Source organism: Photobacterium indicum (genome assembly GCF_003026215.1).
In the GTDB taxonomy this organism is placed as follows: domain Bacteria; phylum Pseudomonadota; class Gammaproteobacteria; order Enterobacterales; family Vibrionaceae; genus Photobacterium; species Photobacterium indicum.
The window spans coordinates 280,065-302,456 of record NZ_PYOC01000001.1; the positions used below are offsets into that span (position 1 = coordinate 280,065).

The following is a 22,392-nucleotide window of genomic DNA, read 5'->3' on the forward strand; positions in this document are numbered from 1 at the left end:
ATGATTAAGACATTCCTCACCACATTATTGGTGATTACCCTTTTAGCTGGGATCACATGTGTATGGCTGTTATTACCAACAGCACAGTGGTTGTGGCTACAGGTTAGCATCACTGTGGTTAGCGTGATTGTGTTGTCCGTTCTAGCGGTATATCTGTATAAATGGAGACAAAAACAACGCGATAATCAAGATGTGCATGAACAACATATTTTGCTTAAGCAAGATACTAAAGTTATTCAGCAGCTGTTTAAATTAGCGACAAAAAAAATCCGTGGTCATGGAACGAATAAGCTCGACAGCCTTTATAGCTTGCCTTGGTATATCGTTTTAGGTGGTGAAAAAGAAGCCAAAAGCGCGCTATTGCAACAAAACGGATTAGAACCTGTTCTAGATAAACACCTTCAAGATAGTGATAGTGAACAGTATTTAAAATTTTGGAGCAACGATCATGCGGTCGTTATCGAAATTGGTCATCGTATTTTTGATAGTGAAGGCGTTGATGAAACGTTGTGGAACATTGTCGCGCAGCAACTATTAAAATATCGCCCTAGACAAGGTTTGAATGGTATTGCCGCGGTGATCGGTTGTGATCGTTTATTACAAGGTGATCGTAAAGAGCGTCAAAAAATTAGTTCAAACTATCAAGAAGCGACGCTCTCTATGAGCGGTTTATTGGGCCTCACATTACCAGTGTATTGCCTGTTCTCTAAAGCCGATACCATCGCTGATTTTGTCGAATTTTTTGAAAGCTTTTCTGGGTGTGATGTTGAGAATCCATTCGGGGTGACATTCCCTTGCGATACATCAAAACGCTTCGATAAGTACAAATTTGAAGAACTACGTAAAGGGTTATTGAAATCTTTGGCGACTCAACAGTTCGAGCTTTTGAGAAATATAAGCAGTGAAAAGTCGGGTTCTGTTATTGCTTTACCATATCAGTTACGCATCTTTTTTGATCGTGTTGAAGAATTATTAACTGATATTGGTCGAGAAAACCGAGTGCGTGAAGCGGTATGGATCCGAGGCTCTTACTTACTCTCGTCTGGTCAAAAGGGAAATGAATTCGATTTATTGACTCAAACCGTTGCAGAACGTGCTGAGTTCAATTCCTTGCTAACCCGAGAGCAAACTCCAGGACGCCGCAGTTACTTTACATCACGTTTATTTAGCCATGTCATTTTGCCTGAAAAGGGCATTGTAGGGGTGAATGAATGGCGTCATGCTGGCTATCTTGTAGCGCGCAGCGCCACACTGTTATTAGTGCTTTCTGCGGTTTCTATGGTCGGCTTAGTCCTGAAAGACAATTGGAATCAAGACGAGCAGTGGCGTGCAGATGCAATGACGCAATTACGCTTGTATGTAAGTGATATTCAACGGCTTGAAAGTAACTATTCTTGGTCGGACATGATTGCCATTCTTAATGAATTACGCGTAGTGGCTGATGCAGGGATCACGCCTAAAGCTTGGTACCAGCAAGTCAGTATTAAGCAAGGCGATACTGCCGAACGTATTTATACAACTTATCAAGAGCAGCTTAATCTTATCTTGTTACCCAAACTTGAAGAGCTAATTAGTAGTGAGCTATATGTCTACGTTAGCTTGGGTAACCCGAGTAAAATCTTTGAAATACTTCGTTATTACCAAATGCTTTTTGATAAGCAATATCTCGATGTGGATGAGATACAAACATATTTGCTCGATAATCTAAAAGATCAAGGTGACGTTTCATCAACTGACATCAATACACTATCAGTGCTTATTGAAGACTTATTTAATAGCAACTACAGCGGAAGTATTGCGCCTAACAAAGAGCTGATTGCGGTTGCGACGAATAATCTTGATGGCTTATCTCCTGAACGATTGATTTATGCACGCATTAAAAGCCTGCCTGAATACCGCAAACAAGTGGATATTCGCCGCCAGTTAGGTGAAAAATTTGACTCAATGTTTGAATTTTCTGATGGCTTTCATGGTTATTTAGTGCCAGAAATTTTCACAAAGCAAGGTTATAGCCAAATTGATCTTACCGCCAAATCGGAATTACTTCGTAGACAACTGAGTGACTTTAAAGCGATTCAAGGCGATTCGTCGGGAACGTCAATTACCGAAATAACAGATTTAAGTAAACAGATACAAAGGCTGTATTTTTCTGATTATGTCTATCACTGGAAAGATCTCCTGAATAACATCCATATTAAGAAATTAGGCTCAAGTTCTGATTTCGCGTATGCATTAAAAAATGCGCGTGAGCCAGCAACCAGCCCTATTTTAGACGTACTTGGTGCCTTGGTTGTGAATACGACCTTGGCGGTAGAAGAGCAGCCCGATACTAAAGGTAATAAACGTATTGCTTCTCAGCTTGGCTTAAAGAAAGTCGCTAAAGGGCTGAAAAAGGCTGACAGAATCAACCGAGCGGTAGGTGACAAGCTACTAAGGTTACAACCTTCATATGCCGTCAATGAAGCTTTTATCAACTATGCAAATTACGTTAATGGTACAGGAAAGAAAGGGGGCCCAATCCCTATTGATGCACTGATTAAAGAGTTTGATGCACTCAATCTTTATTTTGATAGTGCACTCAGTAGTTCCAATCCTGGAAAAGTTTTTCATGCTTATTCTCTTGCGCATGCAGAAGGGAGCCAAGACGCAATCGAATTGTTTAAACGTCAGGGAAGTCAATCTCCTAGCCAGGTAGCTAAGTGGACTAAAAGCATTGCAGAACAATCTTGGAAGCAGGTTGTTTCTGGGAGTATCGGCTACTTGAATAAGCAGTGGAATGAGCAAGTTTATCAATTTTACGCTGCGGCAGTTGAAGGACGTTTTCCGTTTTCAGTTCAAGGTCGAGGAGAAGTCGATCTCAATGATTTTGTGCAGTTCTTTAAACCTCAAGGTCGAATTGATCAGTATGTCGATACATTACTCAAACCTTTTGTGTATTGGGATAACGGAACTCTAAAACTCAATGAAGTGGATGGGGTAACGCTGCCAATTAGTGCAATAACAAGAAAGCAATTACGCCAGGCCCGCCAACTGCGTAAAACTTTTTTTGGCCCAACAGGTCAGGAGTTAGCACTTAAATTTGCCTTCCGCCCAAGCTCTATGAGTACTTCAGTAACGGCGTATCAAATTCGCGAGTCAGAGAGCGTATTTAGTTATCGCCATGGACCAAGAGTGTGGACTGATCTTACTTGGCCTTCTACTGCGGTGGATGGATATCTAACAACCAATTTCTATCAAGGCGAGAACCGAGTAGCAACGCGATCTTATACCGGCCAATGGGCGCTTTTTAGAGCCTTATTTGATGGTAATTCGAGTAAAACTGCGACTCGCCTTATACGTAAATGGAATTACAAGTTGAACGATAACAGCATCGTGATTGATTACACCTTACGTGACTCAAATGAAACATTGGATAAGTCTTTGTTTACTTCGTTTTCTTTACCTTCAAAACTGTAAAAGGTGAAAGGAATGGTGTCATCAACTAGCAAAAATGCGAGTACTCATTTTGTTGTTAATGAGTTGGTTAATTGGGATGAAGTTGGGAAATCTTATGCCATAGAAAAAGACTTTCAACGTGAGCAATCAGCTCTTATGGATTGTAAGGGTCCTTATATTCAGGAGTTAGTGCGTGTAGATAACGGTAACAAATATTTGTTTTGCACATATTACAGAAATGCCATTCCTTTGAATAAATTTGGAATAGAGCAAGTCAGCCAATTTTTGGATGTGTTGCCTGCAATTATTAGAGCAATTGACCATTGCCATCGCAGTGGCTGGGTTCATGGCGATATAAAGCCATCAAACATTTTGTTTATACCTGAAACCGGCTCTATTCGACTAATTGATTTTGGTGCGAGCTTTCCTTTAGGAACAAATAGGCAAGGATTAGATTGCTGGCAGGTGTCAAAGGGGTATTCACCTGAAAATAAACTAAAAGGGTTAGGTGAAGTTACTGTTAGTGATGATTGGTACGCTTTATCAAAAATGATCGAGCAGACCATAAGTTTTATTTCGGACAAAAAAATACGGAGTCGAGCCATTTCCATTAAGTGCTCACTAACACATTGGTTCAATAAAACATTAATTCAATAATAAATAGTTGAATGAACCGAATACTACATAATGATAATAAATAGGAGGCACTATGCCTGTTTCGATTGCTGATATTAACGAGAGATGGGATACATCTCAGATGGACATACAACAGCGAGAGCTTTTTTATTCTCGAGTCAATATTATTAATTATTTAGCTGAATTAGAAGTGTCACCTGCAAGTGGTGTAAGCACGGGAGTTGTTGGCAACCTCTTGTCCGATACGACAGCTCTAGAAGATATAACAATGCTAGCAAAAAAGGGCTGTACGACTATTCTAAACCATGCTGACGATAAGTTTACTTTAACTAAAACGGCGTCAAGTGTTGCGGCAGTCATTAAAAACAGTAAGGTTGGTAAAGCCGCCAGTGCTGTTTCACATGCTTTTTCGGAAGTAAAAGAGAAACTGAAAGCTCTTATTTCAAAGGGTATTGGGAAAATTATTGCACTACTGAAAAAGGTTTACGCACATTCTTCTTGGGTATTATCTTTTCTTTCTGATTTGTCTGGTTGGCTTGTTGAATCAATTACCGAATCAGTATCCAAAGAATTAAAAAAACTTATTCCAGGTGTTGGTTATATCCAAGGTGCAGCTGATTTGTATGCCGGTGTAAAAAAGGCAATTGATGGTGTGGTTGATTCGGTATCCATTCATCGCTCAGGTAAAGGTGTTGCATTACTTGATGGCCACCCAAATGAGATTGCTTATTGGCTTGAAAATCATATGGTATCAAAGGCGTTATCGGGCACTATTGATTCTCTTATTGCGGTAACAAAGCTTACCGTTGAAGCTGCCGGAGATGCAGCTGGCGGGTTTGGTAGTATTTTTGGTTATGTAAGTGGTGCCATTACTCGCTTAATTAAATTTATCGAATATTTTATTCAACGAGTAAACCTGTATCGAGTGTTGAAAAAAGCGAAAGATGAGCAGTCAAAATTACTTTCTCAGAATTCGATTACAGGAGACAAAGTCCGATTTAATCGTTGGTTTAGTTCGACGTTAAAGCGGAGTCCTGTGGTTGGAGCGTTGGTATTGCATTCCGGTTCTGCGGCGTCTTCATATAACTTTTTGAAGTTGATGGATCATAAAGGTCAGTTAATCTCGGATGTAAGTTGTATTAAAGGTATGAAACATATCGAAAATATGAAGAAGTTATCTGGTAAGTATATTCGTAGTTACAGTGGTGAATACAGCCTGACCTTTTCGTCTGGTTGTGGGTGGCAAAACGAATTGCTTAAACAGCAGCTAGAAGCGCCAGATGCCTATCAGATTACTACCGATGTAGAAGCACCAAAGTGGCATGCATTGCAGCGTAGCAATGCAATACGTAGACATAAGTCGCCGTTAAAACGCCAAGCTGCTTTTCGACGTAAAGCGTCGATTTAACTTAGTTGTTATTAAAAGGGTCATCGCAATGTTGCGTTGGCCCTAATTTTATTTGAATACGATGCTTATTCATCACGTCTCAGAGGCTCACAATAACGGAATTTCAACCTATTTAGTCAGCCAAAATTTAGTGTGCGAGTATAAATACAAACTAACGTAATATAAAAATTATAGCGTGAGAGAAGTAAATGAAAATTAGCCTAAACGTAGCAAAATTAAAATCAATCGTTGCTGGGGCTGCATCAGCCACTACTTTTGCAAAAATAGCCCAAGAATTGATTAGTTTAGCTGAGAGTCGAGATTTTAAAATCAGTTATTGTGAGGCTCCAAACCCGAATGCAATGCCGCTGTATGATGCTGTATCTAAAAAGTTAATCGGAGCGCATGTAACATATCGAAAAAATGATATGCCAAACTTCATTCACGAAATGACTCACGCGAGTGTATTGAAATCATATCAATGTGATTTGATTAATTACTATTGTGGTACAACAAATACGGTACCGTTGGAATACGGCTCAACGAAAATTGATGGTTCTTATGACAACACGGTTTCAGCGCTAGGAGTCAGCTTAATCAGCCGCCGTAAGGCTTGGTATAGAAGTGATTGCGAAAGAACATTACAAGGGAACTTGCAAGGTTTGATGAGAGTGGCGGAAAGCGGTAATTATGTTCAGTCGCCAGAACCTTATATGTCGGTAGATGAGAAAAAACGACTAAAAGAGCTCAAAGGAAATGGCGATATTCGATTGTTGGACTTTTTAGAAGATATGAACGAACGTGGTTTAGTCGTAAAGTCTAATAAGTTTTTAAAAGCATCAGAAATCAACAAAACACAAATAGATATGGAATTAACAAGGCGAAAAAACTGGATAAAAGATCGTATCAATTACGGTTTAAACGGGATGAGTGGCTTGGGTGATGTTCATTTTGAATACGATACTGTTGTGAACCAAATGCTGACTCAAATGCATTTGTGGGGTTATGATTCTCGCTATGAACTGTTCAGGGCAATAGACCAAGTGGCTTTAGAGGCTTATGAGCGTCGTTTAAGTGCTCTTGAAATCCAGAAGCTAGGAGGAATCACACGCCCAGTGATTGCTATACCTCGCAATATTACTTTTTAAGCACGGCTATAACGTAATGTATTAATTCGTTAGTTCTAAAAAAAGAGGCCCAAAGGCCTCCTGAAATTTGATAAAAGTTACATGTTCAGCGTAATTAATGGAAGTAGTTCACCTGTTGTTTCAAGTCGCCCGACAAACCTTGCAATGTGGCTGCGCTGTTTGATGTTTTAGCGACAACATCACGACTCTGCTGATTGAGATTACTTATCTCCGTCGCGTTTGCTGCAATTTCTTGTGACACATGCGCTTGTTCTTCAGAGGTCGCAGCAATCACTTCTGATTGCGCCGCAATGGCCGTCACTTGCATTGTGATACTTTCCAGCGCTAATCCCGCTTGAGTGGCTTGCTCTGTCACTCGTTGACCTTTCGTTTGACTCTCTGACATCATGGTCACAGCACTGTTGGTACACAAACGTAACTGATCAATGATGGCAACAACCTCTTTCACTGATTCTTGCGTACGGTGCGCCAACGTACGCACTTCATCAGCAACCACCGCGAACCCACGTCCTTGTTCACCAGCACGCGCAGCTTCAATAGCTGCATTCAATGCCAACAAGTTCGTTTGTCCTGCTATCTCATCAATCATACGTGTCACGGCCTGAATGTTGTCACTTTCAAGGCTAACTTTATCGATCGCTTCTGCTGACTGACGCAACTGTTCATTGAGGTTCGCAATTTCGACGCTGACCTGCCCCACCAACTCAGAACCCGAGACACTATCTTCATTGGCTGATCGTACACTGGATGCTATTTCTTCTACTTGCTGCGCCACAGATTGCGCCGACGATGCCATTTCTTCGATGGCAGTGACCACTTGTTCCACTTGATCCTGTTGCTTTTCAGACTGCGACAAACAGGCACTGGCATCACTTGATACGCTATCAGCTTGCGTTTGAACTGCATCACTGGTGGTGCGAATTTGACTAACAAGCTCATTAAGATTGTGTGCCATATGACGCACACCATAAGTTAGGCGCTCAATTTCATTGTGAGACTGCGCTTCTCCGCCCGACATAGACAGACTAACTTCGCCTTCCCCCAGACGATCCATATAACCAGAAAGCTCCGTCAGTGGGCGGGTCATTTTATTGAGTAAAATACTCAAACAAACAAATGTTACTGTGCCGACCACCACAGAAATCATGATGATCAAATTCAACAGATCTTGGCTAGCTTTGGTTACTTCACTGACAAATGTGCCACCCAGCAGCTTCCAGTTCCAGCCTGGTACTTCGGTATACACCACATATTTTTCGCCAATCACACCTTGATATTCAAAGGGGTAAAATAACACCCCACTTGTCTGTTCAAAGATCTGACCAAACGGTTTATCACCATTGTAATCGCTAATAGCTATAATCGACTTATTACCCACTGGCTGAGTAGGGTGGTAAAGGTATACCCCAAGTCGGTTAGGATCATTATCTGTTACAAATGTATACCCAGTGTCACCCCAAGAGATATTGCCTAGATTTGCAAAAATAGCTTTCGTTGCGGCTTCAATCGGTAATCCAATGAAAGAGATACCTTGAACCTGACCATGAGTATCTTTGATCGGGGAATAATATGTTAAGTAAGCATGCCCAAACAGCGTAACTTTTGCGTAGTACGGTTTACCACTTCTCAAAGCGGCATAGCCAGGGTGGTTTTTCCCTAATAAAGTGCCTACCGCACGCTCTCCACTTTGAGTTTTTAGTGAGGTGGCTACTCGTAAGAAGTCACCTTGTGAGGCAAGGAATAAAGTTGCTACAGCACCGGTGTCTTGAGTGAAGCGATCAATCGTTGTTATGTTCCCCACCAAAGATTGATCATTGATAAAGGCATTAACGACCTGTTGGCCTTGATACTGGGTTAGTTCACCATTAAACGTAATCCCATGCAAATAACCATTACGAAAAGCACTTTCTAACTGCTTGGCATTGTCTAAATATATATCAAATTGACTCGCAATCGTGTCAGCCAGCGCATTAAGTTTTGACTGATGCTCTTCCATGGTTTCTTTTAACAACACATCAGAAGCGTTTTGATACACCATGGTTGCGATTGAAGAAAATGAAATAATCAAAAAGAGGCTAATCACCAACCGTAACTGGACGCTAATACTGCTATTTTTTATCTTTTTCCACATGTACATTCAGAGTAAGTCATAGTGACTTCTCCTCCACCGATAAATTTGAAAAAGAATGATGCATAGAATTTTTTGATGTGTAAATTACCAGACATGCATAAATCAAATAGAAATACAGTTACCTTGATCTAAGTTAGCTTAATGTGTGCCAATTTGGGTGATTTACGTGCGAGATGTAAAAAAATCCCCCATTCAATCATAACTAATTACCTTATATATAAGCCACTTAGCGCATATTGATTGTTTGATTAATAGGGGGGCTCTTTAGGAGAAGAATGTTTCACTGCAGGGTTTTATGGGCACTTTCGCCAATTGACGCAAGCAAAGCTGTTTCATGAAACCATGAATCGAATTGTTTACTCTATTTGCTCTGTGATTGACGATCTGCTGGGTGATTCACACCATCACTAACTGGCACTTCACCTAATTCATACGGGTTAATGCCGTCTAAACACCCTACATTGATCCCGAATTCCGTCGGATCTGAGCGGCGTTGGTGATGAGTGTAAATACCACAGTTAGAACAAAAGTAGTGTTTTGCCGTATGGGTATTGAACTGGTACAAACGTAGTACGTCTTCGCCAGCCGTGATAGTCAGGTTGGATAAGGTTACGGATGCCACGATAGCCCCTTTGCGTCGGCACATGGAACAGTCGCAGCGGCGTAATTTTTCTAGCCCATTAGGTAACTTCACGGTAAATTTCACGGCACCGCAATGGCATTGCCCGGTATGAATAGGTTTGAGATCCATTTCTTTTGTATTCCCTTGTTTGTGCTAACTACAAAATAATGTGTGGCAAATAACGAGACATATCTTGAGTGACTTTTGATTTGTCTTCTCTTATCGAGATCCCTCCCGGTTTGTCGTTAACCAGCCAACTGCCAATTAGGGTGTAATAATCACCAAATTTAGGCAAAGGGTGGTATGCCTGATAGATCACCCCTTCATCACCGTAAGGACCGTCAACTCGCAAGGTTTGCTTGCCATTTTGGACGATGGAAATGTTGGCACCTTCACGTGCAAATAACGGCTTGATAACGTAGTCCCGCAAGCTACTAAGCCCTTTGTCATCCGGGAAGTAGGCGGGCAATAGATTGGGGTGATTATGAAATTTTTGCCATAAAAGGGGCAATAGTGCTTTGTTGCTAATCACCGACTTCCACATGGGTTCCAACCAGTTAACCTTGGCATCGGTTAGGTTTTCTGCATAGTTTTCACGGAACATAAATTCCCAAGGGTACAGTTTGAACATCCAACGAATAGGGCGGCTTGCCATATCGGTGAATTCCCCTCTATTGTTCAAGCCAATATCTTCGATGTGAACAAAGGCAGTCGATAGTCCGGCTTCTTTTGCACAATCTTCCATGTATTGAACAGTGCCACGATCTTCTTCTGTATCATGACAACAAGAAAAGTGCAGTGTTTGGCCTGGCTGAGAATGCGCTAACTCTTTAAAGCGATTGATCAGCAGCTCTTGCAGTAAGTTAAATTGGTCTGCATCACGGCGAATAGCTCCGCTTTTAACTTGATCTTCAAGCCATAGCCATTGCCAGAACCCTGTTTCGAAAAGAGAGGTTGGCGTATCCGCATTGTTTTCATATAGCTTCGCATGCCCTGTACCGTCATAGGCAAAATCTAAGCGAGAATAAAGTGAGGGTTCTTTACGTTGCCATGAATCTAATACGTTTTGCCACATGGCTTCTGGTATTTGGAATTTACGTAACCAATATTCATCTCGTACGACAGTATCTACCACATCAAGACACATCTGGTGTATCTCTTCGGTTGGATCCTCGATATCACGTTCAATTTGCTCTAACGTGAATTGATAATAAGCGGTCTCATCCCAATAAGGGTCTTCATACATCGAGTGAAAGCCAAAGCCATATTCGGCGGCTAATTCACGCCAATGTTTACGTTCCTTACTGTCAATTCTGAGCATTCGTGATTGTCCTTACTGCATACAAAGGGTGTTATACACAAGTTACCTTGAGGTGGCTTGGGTATAAAGCGTTACGCTACTGAGAATATGACACTTTTCAGCGTGATAGCCAAACTTGAGTTGTAATATTTAAAGACGAATACCGAGGAGGAGCGAGTTAAACGAAGGGATCATTAAAAAGCCAAAGTAAAAGGATTTCCAATGGCTTTATGTACAGTGGTATTTCATACACCTAAATTGATTTAGAAAAGAGATACGGTGTTATGGAATATAAGAGAAGTCGGTTACATGATTTTTTGGTGCTTACTACTTACTACTGCACCATCTAGTATATTAAATTTATATACGGAGTTTTTATCTGTGCATTCAAGTGCCTTCTCCAAGAGGGTGCATGTTCCACCTGCACGGGTGAACATACTTTGAACGACCTTAACCTCGGTGCCTTTATCGATGGCATGTAATTCTTCTGTAGTCACTGGGGCAATACGACCAGATTTCACTAATTTAGGTATATCAAACATACTTGTTGTCTGGCAACCTGCCAATATAAATGGCGACAATGTTATTAGCGCAAGTAGTTTTGAGCATTTCATTTTTATTCCCTTTAAGTGTTGAACGGTGTTTTATATTTTCGTGGGAATTTACCGTCAATAGATTGGCGTGTAAACCTTTTTATATACCTATTGGGAATTTTAATCAGAAAGGTATTCAACGATTGAATGCTTACTTGCCTAAAGCTGGGATGAGGGAAAGGTATTTATTGAAATGTATTGCGGATGCGGCACTCACCAGAAGATGAGTACCGATTTTGAACTGATTTGAAATACTATTCTTTTAAATAGGTACATAAGAATTGTGTAACCGATGTTTCAATCGCTATTTGTTGTTCTTCTGCATTTGCTGGTGGAAGGTGGACTAATATTTGAGGCCAAAAGATAATCGCTTTGATTGAGGCAAAAAATTGTTCAGAAGCGACTTTTGGATAAGCGACATCAAGCTTATTGGCTGCAATCCCTGCTTCTATCCATTGAGTTAATCCAATACAACCTTCTAAATCTTGAATCTTTTCTTGCATGATGGTCGCAGATTTACTTGATCGCATACATTCAGATAAAACCATGCGTGCAAGCGAAAGAAATTCATCGCTGCAAAGCAATTTGACTTCTGTTTCTGCTATCGCGGTAAGCTGAGATTTTACCGATGTTGTGGTATTAAATTGAACGTCAGCAATGGTATGTATGTTTGAGAATAGACGCTCAATAATCATGCTAAATAGACTGTCTTTCGTTGGATAATATTTATAAAGCGTTCGCTTAGAGACTTCTGCTTTTTTGGATATTGCTTCCATGCTGGTTTGTTCTAGCCCTTTCTCAGTGAAAAGGGCTATAGCAGCCAGAATAATATTTTCTTGTTTTATTTCAGCAACTTTAACCATATATCACTCAATATTATAAATAAAAGTAAACGTATGTGTTTACTTTGTGGCGGTTCACGTTATCATTAAAAGTATACATCATCGTTTACTTTTGAGGCTAGCATAAATATGAATACCAAGTTGAAAACATCGTTGATTCCTTTAATGAGTGTACTTGGATTGGCTGCCTGTAATGATAATCCTATTACGGGGGAACATGTTCTGAGTGCTGATTTACGTCAAACGCGTATTGAACAATCAGCTCAATTCTTTGATGGCAAAGTTATTTCTCGTATTCCACAGGTTGAAAACCAAGAGGGTATTGTAAAAATGCTATGGAAATTTTTTGCCCAACGTAGCCAATATAAGCCTTCACAAGCATTACCGTATCAAGATGTTGATATTACACGATTACAAAACCCTAGTGAGCAATTACGTGTGACTTGGCTCGGGCATTCGTCATTATTTATAGAAGCCGACAAAACACGTATTTTAATTGATCCTGTATTTGAATATGCAGCCCCTGCTTTTTTTGCCCGAATGTTTCAGCGTAATGTTGCGGCCCCTGTAAGCCGTGAAGATTTACCATTACCTGATGTGATTGTGATTTCGCATGATCATTATGACCATTTAGAAGAAAATACAGCCCGATTTTATGCCAACAAAGATGTGATGTTTTTTGTGCCGCTAGGGGTTGGACGTCACCTTGAAAAATGGGGTGTTCCACCAACAAATATTAAAGAATTTGATTGGTGGGAAAGTCAGAAAATAAATTCAGTAACCATTACTGCGGCACCAGCCAACCACAATTCAGGTAGAGGGCTGTTTGATTCAAACAAAACGCTATGGGCTTCTTGGGCAATTCAGGCTGATACTGGTAGTGTATTTTTTAGTGGCGATACTGCTTATGGTGAGCATTTTAAGCAAATAGGCGAACGTTTAGGTCCGTTCGATTTGGCTTTTATTGAAGTTGCAGCCAACTTAAAAGAAGACAGTGGTTATCCTGTTGAAGGCTGGGGGCATATGCAAGCATCTCATACCATGCTGGCACATTTAGATGTTCAAGCTGATAAATTGTTTCCTGTCCATTGGTCAACGTATGAACTTTTTATTCATCAGTGGGATGAGCCTGTAAATGATTTGATTGCAGAAGCGGCTAAATATGATGTTGAGTTAGTGACACCGATGGTAGGTGCTTCTATTGATCTGCCTTTAGCAGAGAAAACGGCGTATTGGTGGCAAGATGTTTATGACAAAGGTGCAGCAATTCCATTGGTGTTTAACTCACAATAATAAGTAACGCTGAAATTGAGATAACAGATTCATTAAAACGTCAGAAACTGTAATTATGATAGTTGGTCTTATTGCTCTTATGAAGTTGACTGGAGGGAATCATGGAAGTACATATTGCTAAAACCCAACAAGAATTAGAAAGGGCTGCCACTGTTCTTGTGCAATTACGCCCTGCATTTAATATTGCTTCATTGTGTGAACAAATTATTCAACAGCAAAAGCAGGGATATCAAGTCGCTTACGTCGAACTCGATGGGCGAGTTGTTTGTGTGGCTGGCTTTACAGTTAACCTAAAATTGGCGTGGGGTAAATCAATATACGTTGATGATTTGGTTACCGATTCAGACACACGATCTGTTGGGGCGGGAAAGCACATGATTGAATGGCTAAAGATGTACGCTAAAAACGAAGGATGTAGAGAAATACATTTAGATTCAGGTGTACAGCGTTATGGTGCTCATCGCTTTTATCTTCGTGAAGGCTTTAATATAACATCTCATCATTTTATGCTGAACAACGTCAGTGACTGATTGTTAAGTGCTGGTTTGGTTGAAACGGTAAGATAGCATCCAATCATTCCGATGAGGAGAAGCTTGTTGACCGTTCTTCTTTATTTCATTATTGGCGCTAAAGCCCTTCGACGTTAATCCAATTCCAGCGCCTTTGCACTTCTTGTACTTTCTGGTTGAGAACAATATTCCTAATATCCTCAACAAATTCTTCAATCAAGCTGCCAAATTCCCCCTTTCGGCTGATGACGGCTAACTGTCGGGTGATGCCAGGAGCAGGTAATGGCTGGCATTCCAGTTTATCCAGTAGCTCAAGCTGTCGAGCCAAAAACGTGGGTGAGGAAAGCGACCACCCCAATCCTTCTGCCACCATACCCAGCACGTTATCGGCGCGATCAAGAGAGAATTGACTCTGTGGCTTGTAGTTACGCCAGCGTAGCCAATTGTTGGTTTGGGTTCCTGTTGGTGTCCAGTTTTCATAGGCGATATAAGGCTTGTTTCTTGCCAGCCATTGGATGTCTTTCGTTTCCCAGTTTGCAGGGGTAACAACGACGTATTGCTCTCCCAATAGTGGGAACATGGCGAGATCCTGTGGGATATCCTGATTAGCCATACTGATGATGATATCGGTTTTGCCTGACTGAAGTGAGGTTAGCAATTCTGGGGCGGTGCCAGTTATCTGGTTGATATGGGCAACTTTGGGTTGGAGATATTTGAGCAACTCTATACCCGCAATTTGGGTAACCGAATCGACCATGCCAATACGCAATCGGGGTAGCTTGCCTTTTTCTATCGAGTGCATCCAGTCTTGTAGTTTGCGCGATTCAGCCAGTAGTTTGCTGCCCTGTTCATACAGTTCACGTCCAGCCAGTGTCAGTTTGATTGGACGCTTACTTCTGTCTAGCAGTTTGCTGTCAAGTATCTGCTCTAGGCTCTGAACCAGCTGTGAAACCGCAGATTGGGTTTGATTAAGCTGTTGGGCCGCTTTGCTAAATGAGCCGGTCTCGACCACGGTAATGAAGGTTCTGAGTTGGCGAAGATCAAAGGCAATATTGTCCATATGTGGCTGCATTATAAGTTGAACTAATACTCTCTATTATATTCTCCACTGCTAGCTAAGTTCGGAGTTACGTCAAAAAATCAAACAAAGCCATGGCATAGAATCCTAGTTATTCCGAAAGTACTTAAAAAGTATTTCCAAAATATCTAAAAAATGCAGGGCTTAGCGATGAGAAAAGAAACGGATGTATTAGGCGAGATGATGTTACCCGATGAGGTTTACTACGGTATTCAGACTGTTCGTGCCCGTGATAACTTTGCTGTATCTGGTCGTACGGCGGTAGATGTACCGCATTATTTGTGGGCCGTAGCGGCTATCAAGCAAGCTGCAGCTAAAGCTAACTGCAAAATTGGTGCGCTAGACGCCACTGTGGCCAAAGCGATTGTACAGGCTTCACAGGAAATGATGGATCACCGTTTCGATGATCAGTTCCCGATTGACATTTTTCAAGGTGGCGGCGGAACCTCGACCAATATGAACGCCAACGAGGTGATAGCAAATCGCGCTAACGAAATTCTTACCGGAAAGAAAGGCTATGATGTTGTACATCCCAATACTCACGTCAATATGGGGCAGTCGACTAACGATGTGATCCCTGCAGCGATGAAGATGACTTGCCGTATTAACTTACATGCGCTGATCGCAGAGGTCGCAGCACTTGAAGTCATGCTGGAAGAGAAAACCCAAGCATTTGATCACGTGGTGAAGCTGGCGAGAACCTGCCTGCAAGATGCGGTGCCTATTACTCTTGGCCAGCAATTCAGCGGCTATTTACATCAAGTTCACCGTCTGCATCAATCGTTGAAAACAGCAAGCGAACAAACACTTGATTTACCGTTAGGTGCTACGGCGGTTGGTACGGGCTTGTCTACACATGAGGGCTACCTAGAGCAGGTATATATCGAGCTTCGGGAAATATCGGGTGAACAGTTTATTGCTGAAGATAACTTCTTCGACGGTTTGCAAAATGGCGATACCTACCTTGAAGTTGCAGCCCAACTGAAAAAGTTGGCTGCATTTTTATCTAAGATGGCAACTGATTTTCGTCTTCAGGGGAGTGGTCCGCGTGCTGGTTTCAACGAATTATTCTTACCCGCTGTTCAGCCCGGCTCTTCAATTATGCCGGGCAAAATTAACCCTGTGATGCCAGAACTGATCAATCAAATTGCCTATCAGGTAATTGGTAATGATGTGACTATCACGATGGCGGTTGAAGGTGGCGAGCTGGACCTCAATGTCTGGGAGCCGGTTATTATCAAGGCACTATTTGAGTCGTGTAACTTACTAACTAATGCTATTCCATTGTTTGTTGAAAAGTGCCTGAAAGACTTGTTACCCAACGAGCCTGTTTGCCGTGAATATGCGGAGAAAAGCACCGCATTAGCCACGGTGATAGCGACTCTGTTTGGCTACAAAGTAGGATGCCGTATTGCTGCGAAAGCCTTCGAACAAAACCTACGTGTGCGAGATGTAGTATTAGACGAGCAGTTGCTAACGCCAGAGCAGGCTGACTATTTGTTGGATCCGATGGTTATGACTGATCCCAAAGCCAGTGCGGCGGCAGTCACTCGTTATCAACAGGAAATAGCGACTCCTCAGAAAAACTTGAACTCTGAGGTTAATACTAAGGAGCCGGCATAATGGCTGACTCCTTAATACTGCAAATCGCACGTTGGTGCGTGGGTCTTCGGTTTGAAGATATTCCTGATGAAGTTATCGATATAGCCAAAACAGCATTGACCGATTATGTTGCCGTCACTATTGCCGGTAGCGATATGCCAGTTGCCAAAAATCTTCAACAGTTTGCCATTCAGCGTGCGCCACAGGGTAATTGTAGTGTGTTTGGCACTGAACAAAAAAGCAATATGGCTTATGCCAGTTATGCGAATGGGGCTGCATCTCACGCCCTTGATTTTGATGATGTGAGCTGGGCGACGATTGGTCACCCAACTGTGACTGTCGCTCCCGTGGCCTTTACTGTAGCCGAAGAGCGGAAGCTGGATGGTGCGAGCATTTTACGAGCTTATATCGCAGGCGTTGAAGCTCAACATCAGATAGCAAGATGGGTGATGCCGCAGTTGTCTGAGCAGGGATGGCATACCACCCCGACGATTGGTGTTTTTGGATCAACTGTTGCTGCTGGGATCCTGCTTGATCTTGATGAAGATACCTTAGCTCATGCGCTGGCGATTGCCGCGTCGTCGGCATCCGGCGTTCGAGGGAACTTCGGTAGTCAAACCAAAGCGATGCATGCAGGGTTGGCAGCGTTTAACGGTATCAATGCCGTTGAGTTGGCAATGATTGGTGTAACAGGGAAGCCCAATGTGATTGAGTCTGCTGATGGTTTCGCTCAGTGTTTCACCGGTATTACTACCCTCGAAGGGGCAGAGGTAACATTGGGTAAATACTGGGACCTGAAAGAAAACGGTCTGGTTTTTAAGCAATATCCGTGTTGTAGCGGCAGCCATCCTGCCATTGATTGTTGGGATGCTTTTTTGCAAGAAAGGTCACTAGGTGCTGATGACATTGAGTATTTACAGGTTGGCGTGAGCTTACTGGGGCCAAGAGAGCTGGTGTGTAATTGCCCCCAAAATGCCATTGAGGCTAAGTTTTCAATGCAATATGCCCTTGCTGCTCGATTGATTCATGGTGGGGTGGGTTTGACTGAATTTACCGATGAAGCGGTATTGGATCAGCGTATTCAGGCGCTGATGCTGAAGATTCAGATGCGTATTGATCCCGAACTCGAAGAACTGGGATTTATCGGTACGGCTCCTGTCAAAATCAGGGTTTATCTAAAAAATGGCGAGATGATCAGCCTCGATAACGATCTCGCGAAAGGTAACCCAGAAAAGCCCTTTTTACAGGAAGAAATAGACCGGAAGTTTATGGCCTGTGTTGTAGCCAAATATGGCGAAAATCGATGCCTGTACTGGCTAACAGTATTAGCGCATTTAGAAACTGCAACGTATGAAGAACTTAACCAACTCCTGAATTAATAACGGGAGTGGAAGGAGGTATCCAATGATTATATTTCAAATAGTATTGTTATTAAGCGCGATTATTCTTGCTGCTCGTTTAGGTGGTATCGGGGTAGGGTTGGCGGGGGGTTTAGGAATGGCGATTGCTGTTTTTGGGCTTGGCTTACCACCGGGAGATATTCCGGTCTCGGTGATTTTGATCATTATGTCCGTGATCTTGGCGCTATCGGTGATGCAGCAAGCGGGCGGTATGAACTACATGGTAAATTGCGCTGAAAAAATGCTGCGTAATAACCCTAAGTACATCAATATTCTGGCTCCAGCCACTACTTTTGTGCTAACGACACTTGCGGGCACGGGTTATACGGCAATGTCGGTATTGAATGTTATCCAGCAAGTCGCCAAGGAAAACGGGGTTCGTCCTAGCCAGCCGCTAAGCTCGGCAGTTGTTGCCTCTCAAATCGCGATTACCGCTTCGCCGATTTCGGCAGCGACCGCTGCGATGTACGTCGTGGTTGAAACGATGGGGGTAAGTTTTGGCACTGCGCTAAGCGTGATCATGCCTGCTGCCTTGTTTGGTACTGTTGTTGCCTCATTCGTAGCAAGTCGGCAGGGGTGTGAGCTGAAAGATGATCCAATCTTCAAAGAACGTGTCGAGAAAGGGTTGGTAAACTTTACGCCGGAAGAGCAGAAACAGATTGAACCGACGATTGAAGCCAAGCGTTCGGTGTGGTTGTTCCTTGGCGGTGTGTTATTTATTGTCGCCTTGTTGTTGTTTAAACCGCTGCTAGGTCATGCCTTGGGTTCTCGTGACATCATCGTTATTGTGATGCTGCTAACCAGCTTTATTATGGCAATGGTGTGTAAGGTTCAGCTTACTTCAATCAAGAAAGCGCCGATTTTTGCTGATGGTGCAGAAAGCTTAGTCGTGATCCTCGGTATTGTTTGGTTGAGCTCAACCATTATTGGGGTGCATATCCCTGAGATAAAAATACTGGCGGGTGATGTACTAAATGAGTATCCGGCGCTGCTGGCGGTCGTCTTCTTTGGTACATCGGCTTTGCTGTTTAGCCAAGGAGCAACCAGTGCTTTGTTAGTGCCAATTGCAGCGTCGCTAAATGTTGACCCAGCTACAATCTTGGCCAGTTTTGTTGCGGTGAGTGCGCTGTATATGACCAATATTTATCCAACAACGGCTTTCGCCATTGCAACGGATGACACTGGCTCTTTCCTCAGCAGTCGGTGGAATGGCTCCTTCATTGTTAACCATCCGTTCTTCCTGCCGGGCATGTTGGGTATCGTGGCTGCTGTACCGTTCGGTTTTATACTGGCGAATATTTTTGTCTAGCAGGCTCAAAAGATGGTGTTTGGCATTATTGCCTTTGTAAGGCTGGTTATGATAGTTAAACCCAGCCTTATATTAGTGGTAATGAAATGTTGAACGTTATTTGAGCGCTTCAAAAAAGCCCTAAATGCAAGTTTAGCTAACGACTTTTTTCTTATGTATTAGTCTTATCATACTCGAATTATTTTTAGGCTGAGAGTAAGTACATGCTGAGATGTAGAGTATGACTGGCGAACAAATAGGGTATTTTAGCGCTAAATATTTGTTAATCATTATCTTATTTTGTTCTCATGTTGGACATGCAGAAGATCGTGACCTTCGTGCTTTTCAGCATGGCTTAGATATTCTGCCGTTACCGAATGGCCACTATGTGTCAATTTGGTCTTCTGTTGTATCAGAGAAATTACAATTATCAAATAATGATAAGGAATGGAGCCATGACGTATATATGGCTTCATTTTCCAATCTCTCTACGCGACTCTCTCCTGAATTATTAATTTCTGCACCTGATCATACTGCTCAAGAGCCTGCAAGCTCAGCAATAAGCCGTGATGGTCATATCATGGTGACGATGGAAGATGCTTATCAGGCTAAGCATGAATTAATGCAATCTTATGCCGTGTTTGATACTCAATTTAAATCGATAGCCCCTTACCAACAAGTTGCTTTTGATGGCGGGCATTCGGGGCATGTTGCTGCTGTTGATAATCTCTTTGTTATATTCTTTTCTGAAGGGTGGGTAGACGGAGGCGGGGTTGATGATCTTGGCTCGGGTGATGATGTATTGCTTAAAACTTATAATTCAATAGGAAAAGAGCTAGGGCAGCTTTCTGTATCTGTTGGTGACAATCATCGTGATTGGTGGCCAATATTAGCGGGTTCTCAGCATGTTGCACTATTGCTATGGCAGAGATTTGTTGATGATAAAACAGATGCTCAATTAATGTATTCGATTTATGATCCAATAAAAAACACCTTGCTTAAGCAACCAGTGGCACTTCGTGACGATGTTCAGTACTACACGTATGATGTGCAATTTTTGCCTACCGTGAATCGATTCTTAATTACTGGCACGAAGGAAAATAATACAGGTTTCGCATACTTAATTGATGAGCAAGGGTCCGTTGTAAATGCACTCAGCATGTTACCTCCTTTTGTGCGTGAAGCTCAGCCTGCGATTATTGATTACCAAAATGAAGTGGAGCCACATAAGGTAGTGGAAAGAGTTGTCTATCCCATTGCCCCGTCGGGTTTGGTTGTACTTGATGTGAATAAAACCAGTATTAGTATCAAGCAGCGATTATACGATCCTTATTTATGGCAATACATCGGTACTGATGGGGTGTTTTTAGATGAGCAAACCGTTTATTTTCACACATTGTCGCAATATGGATTAAAAGAGCTACGTTGGCATATTCAAAAATAAAGCTTTGTTGATGAAGTATTGATTCTTCGATCTTTTTATCATTCTATTTTTATGCTGCGTAGATATATTACGCATCAATTACGACAACAGATACTAGCAACATATTGATACTGCTTTAACTATCTCATTAATCAGAATTAAGACCTGCCATTTAAATATACCCTGAATTATAGGGTAGCTACGGTAATAAATATCAGCGTTTTTGACTGTCTTTACAGTTAGAGGAAATATGCGACTTACCTTTGTTGAGGTAGTTACCTGTATAAATTAATAATAATGAGTTTGCTAGGTTTTGGTATCTTATGACTACTTCCAATGTATTGGTTATGGTCGTTATTTTGACTACTGTTGTTGCCTGCAATGATAGTTCTGATGACACATTGAATAACGACGAGCTAAACAATGAAACTCCCACTGTCGTTTCCGATAGTACTGTAAATGCAGAAGAAAGCACTGAAAATTCTGAGGAAAATAATACCTCACCGCCTGATGATACTATTGATCTATCACCAGCAGACCCTCCACCAGAAGATCCGACAGTACAGCTATTCGATAAGGATGGTTTACCACTGCCAGATTTGAGTATTCTCCACGACTACGAAGCTTATTTAAATGCGAGACCAAGCTATTACATGGACGCAGGTGCGCGTTTTGGTAATGTGGTCGATCAAGATAATACGCCTGCAGATAACAATGTTTCGAATGCGGGGGCAATGCTTGGTCGAGTGCTTTTCTACGATATTCGCTTGTCGGCTAACAATACTGTGGCTTGTGCGTCTTGCCATATTCAGCTACATGGGTTCTCTGATCCTGAAGTGCTGAGCAATGGCTTTGATGGCGGTAAAACAGGTCGTCATTCTATGGGGTTAACCAATGCCACTTATTATTCTAGAGGCCGTTTCTTCTGGGATGAGCGAGCGGGTACGCTAGAAGAGCAGGTGCTAATGCCCATTCAAGATAGTGTTGAAATGGGAATGAACTTACTCGATCTTGAAGTTAAGTTAGGACTAACCAGTTTTTATGCTCCTCTATTTTTAGCTGCATTCGGTGATGATGCAATTACCAGCGATCGTATATCAAGAGCACTAGCACAGTTTATTCGCTCTATGGTGAGTTATGGTTCTAAATATGACCAAGCCTTTACGGTAGGTGGCTCTGATACTCCGGATTTTAGCGCCGTTTTTTCTGAGCAAGAACTACGAGGCTTAGAGCTTTTTTCTGGTGTGCCAGATGATAATTCAGATTCACTTGGCTGTGATACTTGTCACCAGACATCAGCGCATGCGGCCGACAATAAACACGTAAATGGTTTAGATGCCAATACAAGTGCTGATCAAGGTGTGGGAGGTGGTTTCTTTAAAGTGCCCTCACTGCGTAATGTCGCGGTAAGAGCCCCCTATATGCATGATGGTCGTTTTAGTAACTTAGACGAAGTGATTGAATTTTATAATAGCGGTGTTCAGGCGCACCCTAATTTAGCCCCTGCGCTAAGGCGAAGGAATTCTTCTAATGGTCGTCCGGTACGTTTTGATCTTAACGAAGAAGAGAAAGAGGCGTTGGTCATGTTTCTTGAAGCATTAACTGACGAAGCGTTTTTAGTGAATCCCATTTTCAGTAACCCTTTTCCTGAGGTTATAAATGAAGAAAGCGAGCCTGAATCATAAATAATGACTCGACTCGCTAG

Annotated in this window: 17 protein-coding genes; 11 read left to right on the forward strand and 6 right to left on the reverse strand. The window is 42.1% G+C overall.

Annotated elements, in window-relative coordinates; all coding sequences use genetic code 11:
* The 4 genes from tssM (at position 1) to C9J47_RS01185 (ending at position 6,606) form a co-directional block, all read left to right on the forward strand.
* Positions 1-3,456, forward strand: coding sequence for a type VI secretion system membrane subunit TssM (tssM, locus tag C9J47_RS01170; protein WP_107251872.1), 3,456 nt, complete (start codon positions 1-3; stop codon positions 3,454-3,456).
* A gap of 12 nt (positions 3,457-3,468) precedes the next feature.
* Positions 3,469-4,092, forward strand: a complete 624-nt coding sequence (locus C9J47_RS01175; RefSeq protein ID WP_107251873.1) for a protein kinase domain-containing protein — start codon at positions 3,469-3,471, stop codon at positions 4,090-4,092.
* Between the two features lie 52 nt (positions 4,093-4,144).
* Complete coding sequence (locus C9J47_RS01180; protein ID WP_107251874.1) at positions 4,145-5,479, forward strand: hypothetical protein; 1,335 nt, start codon at positions 4,145-4,147, stop codon at positions 5,477-5,479.
* 188 nt (positions 5,480-5,667) lie between these two features.
* On the forward strand, positions 5,668-6,606 hold the full coding sequence (locus C9J47_RS01185) for a hypothetical protein (protein ID WP_107251875.1): 939 nt from the start codon (positions 5,668-5,670) through the stop codon (positions 6,604-6,606).
* Between the two features lie 94 nt (positions 6,607-6,700).
* Here the strand turns inward: C9J47_RS01185 and C9J47_RS01190 are convergent, their stop codons facing one another.
* From C9J47_RS01190 to C9J47_RS01210, 5 genes are all read right to left on the reverse strand, one after another.
* A complete protein-coding gene (locus tag C9J47_RS01190; RefSeq protein WP_107251876.1) occupies positions 6,701-8,737 on the reverse strand; it encodes a methyl-accepting chemotaxis protein in 2,037 nt (678 codons plus the stop codon).
* A gap of 361 nt (positions 8,738-9,098) precedes the next feature.
* On the reverse strand, positions 9,099-9,488 hold the full coding sequence (locus C9J47_RS01195) for a GFA family protein (RefSeq protein WP_107251877.1): 390 nt from the start codon (positions 9,486-9,488) through the stop codon (positions 9,099-9,101).
* A 28-nt stretch (positions 9,489-9,516) separates the two neighbouring features.
* On the reverse strand, positions 9,517-10,680 hold the full coding sequence (locus tag C9J47_RS01200) for a glutathionylspermidine synthase family protein (RefSeq protein ID WP_006228719.1): 1,164 nt from the start codon (positions 10,678-10,680) through the stop codon (positions 9,517-9,519).
* A 284-nt stretch (positions 10,681-10,964) separates the two neighbouring features.
* On the reverse strand, positions 10,965-11,273 hold the full coding sequence (locus C9J47_RS01205; protein ID WP_006228720.1) for a hypothetical protein: 309 nt from the start codon (positions 11,271-11,273) through the stop codon (positions 10,965-10,967).
* A 233-nt stretch (positions 11,274-11,506) separates the two neighbouring features.
* Positions 11,507-12,115: a TetR/AcrR family transcriptional regulator gene (locus C9J47_RS01210; protein WP_006228721.1), complete on the reverse strand. Its 609-nt coding sequence runs from the start codon at positions 12,113-12,115 to the stop codon at positions 11,507-11,509.
* Positions 12,116-12,223: 108 nt separating this feature from the next.
* Between C9J47_RS01210 and C9J47_RS01215 the strand changes: the two genes are divergently transcribed.
* A complete protein-coding gene (locus C9J47_RS01215) occupies positions 12,224-13,387 on the forward strand; it encodes an MBL fold metallo-hydrolase (protein WP_107251878.1) in 1,164 nt (387 codons plus the stop codon).
* Between the two features lie 101 nt (positions 13,388-13,488).
* Positions 13,489-13,917 carry a GNAT family N-acetyltransferase gene (locus tag C9J47_RS01220; protein ID WP_006228723.1) on the forward strand — a complete coding sequence of 143 codons (429 nt, stop codon included), beginning with the start codon at positions 13,489-13,491 and terminating at the stop codon, positions 13,915-13,917.
* A gap of 97 nt (positions 13,918-14,014) precedes the next feature.
* On the opposite strand, the gene C9J47_RS01225 is transcribed toward C9J47_RS01220, so the two are convergent.
* Positions 14,015-14,968 carry a LysR family transcriptional regulator gene (locus C9J47_RS01225; RefSeq protein ID WP_242610776.1) on the reverse strand — a complete coding sequence of 318 codons (954 nt, stop codon included), beginning with the start codon at positions 14,966-14,968 and terminating at the stop codon, positions 14,015-14,017.
* A gap of 156 nt (positions 14,969-15,124) precedes the next feature.
* Between C9J47_RS01225 and C9J47_RS01230 the strand changes: the two genes are divergently transcribed.
* The 5 genes from C9J47_RS01230 (at position 15,125) to C9J47_RS01250 (ending at position 22,372) form a co-directional block, all read left to right on the forward strand.
* Positions 15,125-16,597, forward strand: a complete 1,473-nt coding sequence (locus tag C9J47_RS01230; protein WP_245903237.1) for an aspartate ammonia-lyase — start codon at positions 15,125-15,127, stop codon at positions 16,595-16,597.
* Positions 16,597-17,955: an MmgE/PrpD family protein gene (locus tag C9J47_RS01235; RefSeq protein WP_107251880.1), complete on the forward strand. Its 1,359-nt coding sequence runs from the start codon at positions 16,597-16,599 to the stop codon at positions 17,953-17,955. The genes C9J47_RS01230 and C9J47_RS01235 overlap by 1 nt, the downstream gene beginning before the upstream one ends.
* A gap of 25 nt (positions 17,956-17,980) precedes the next feature.
* Positions 17,981-19,285 carry an anaerobic C4-dicarboxylate transporter gene (locus tag C9J47_RS01240; RefSeq protein ID WP_107251881.1) on the forward strand — a complete coding sequence of 435 codons (1,305 nt, stop codon included), beginning with the start codon at positions 17,981-17,983 and terminating at the stop codon, positions 19,283-19,285.
* Between the two features lie 220 nt (positions 19,286-19,505).
* Positions 19,506-20,708, forward strand: coding sequence for a hypothetical protein (locus tag C9J47_RS01245; RefSeq protein WP_245903239.1), 1,203 nt, complete (start codon positions 19,506-19,508; stop codon positions 20,706-20,708).
* Positions 20,709-21,010: 302 nt separating this feature from the next.
* Positions 21,011-22,372 carry a cytochrome-c peroxidase gene (locus C9J47_RS01250; protein ID WP_245903241.1) on the forward strand — a complete coding sequence of 454 codons (1,362 nt, stop codon included), beginning with the start codon at positions 21,011-21,013 and terminating at the stop codon, positions 22,370-22,372.
* Positions 22,373-22,392 lie beyond the last annotated feature (20 nt).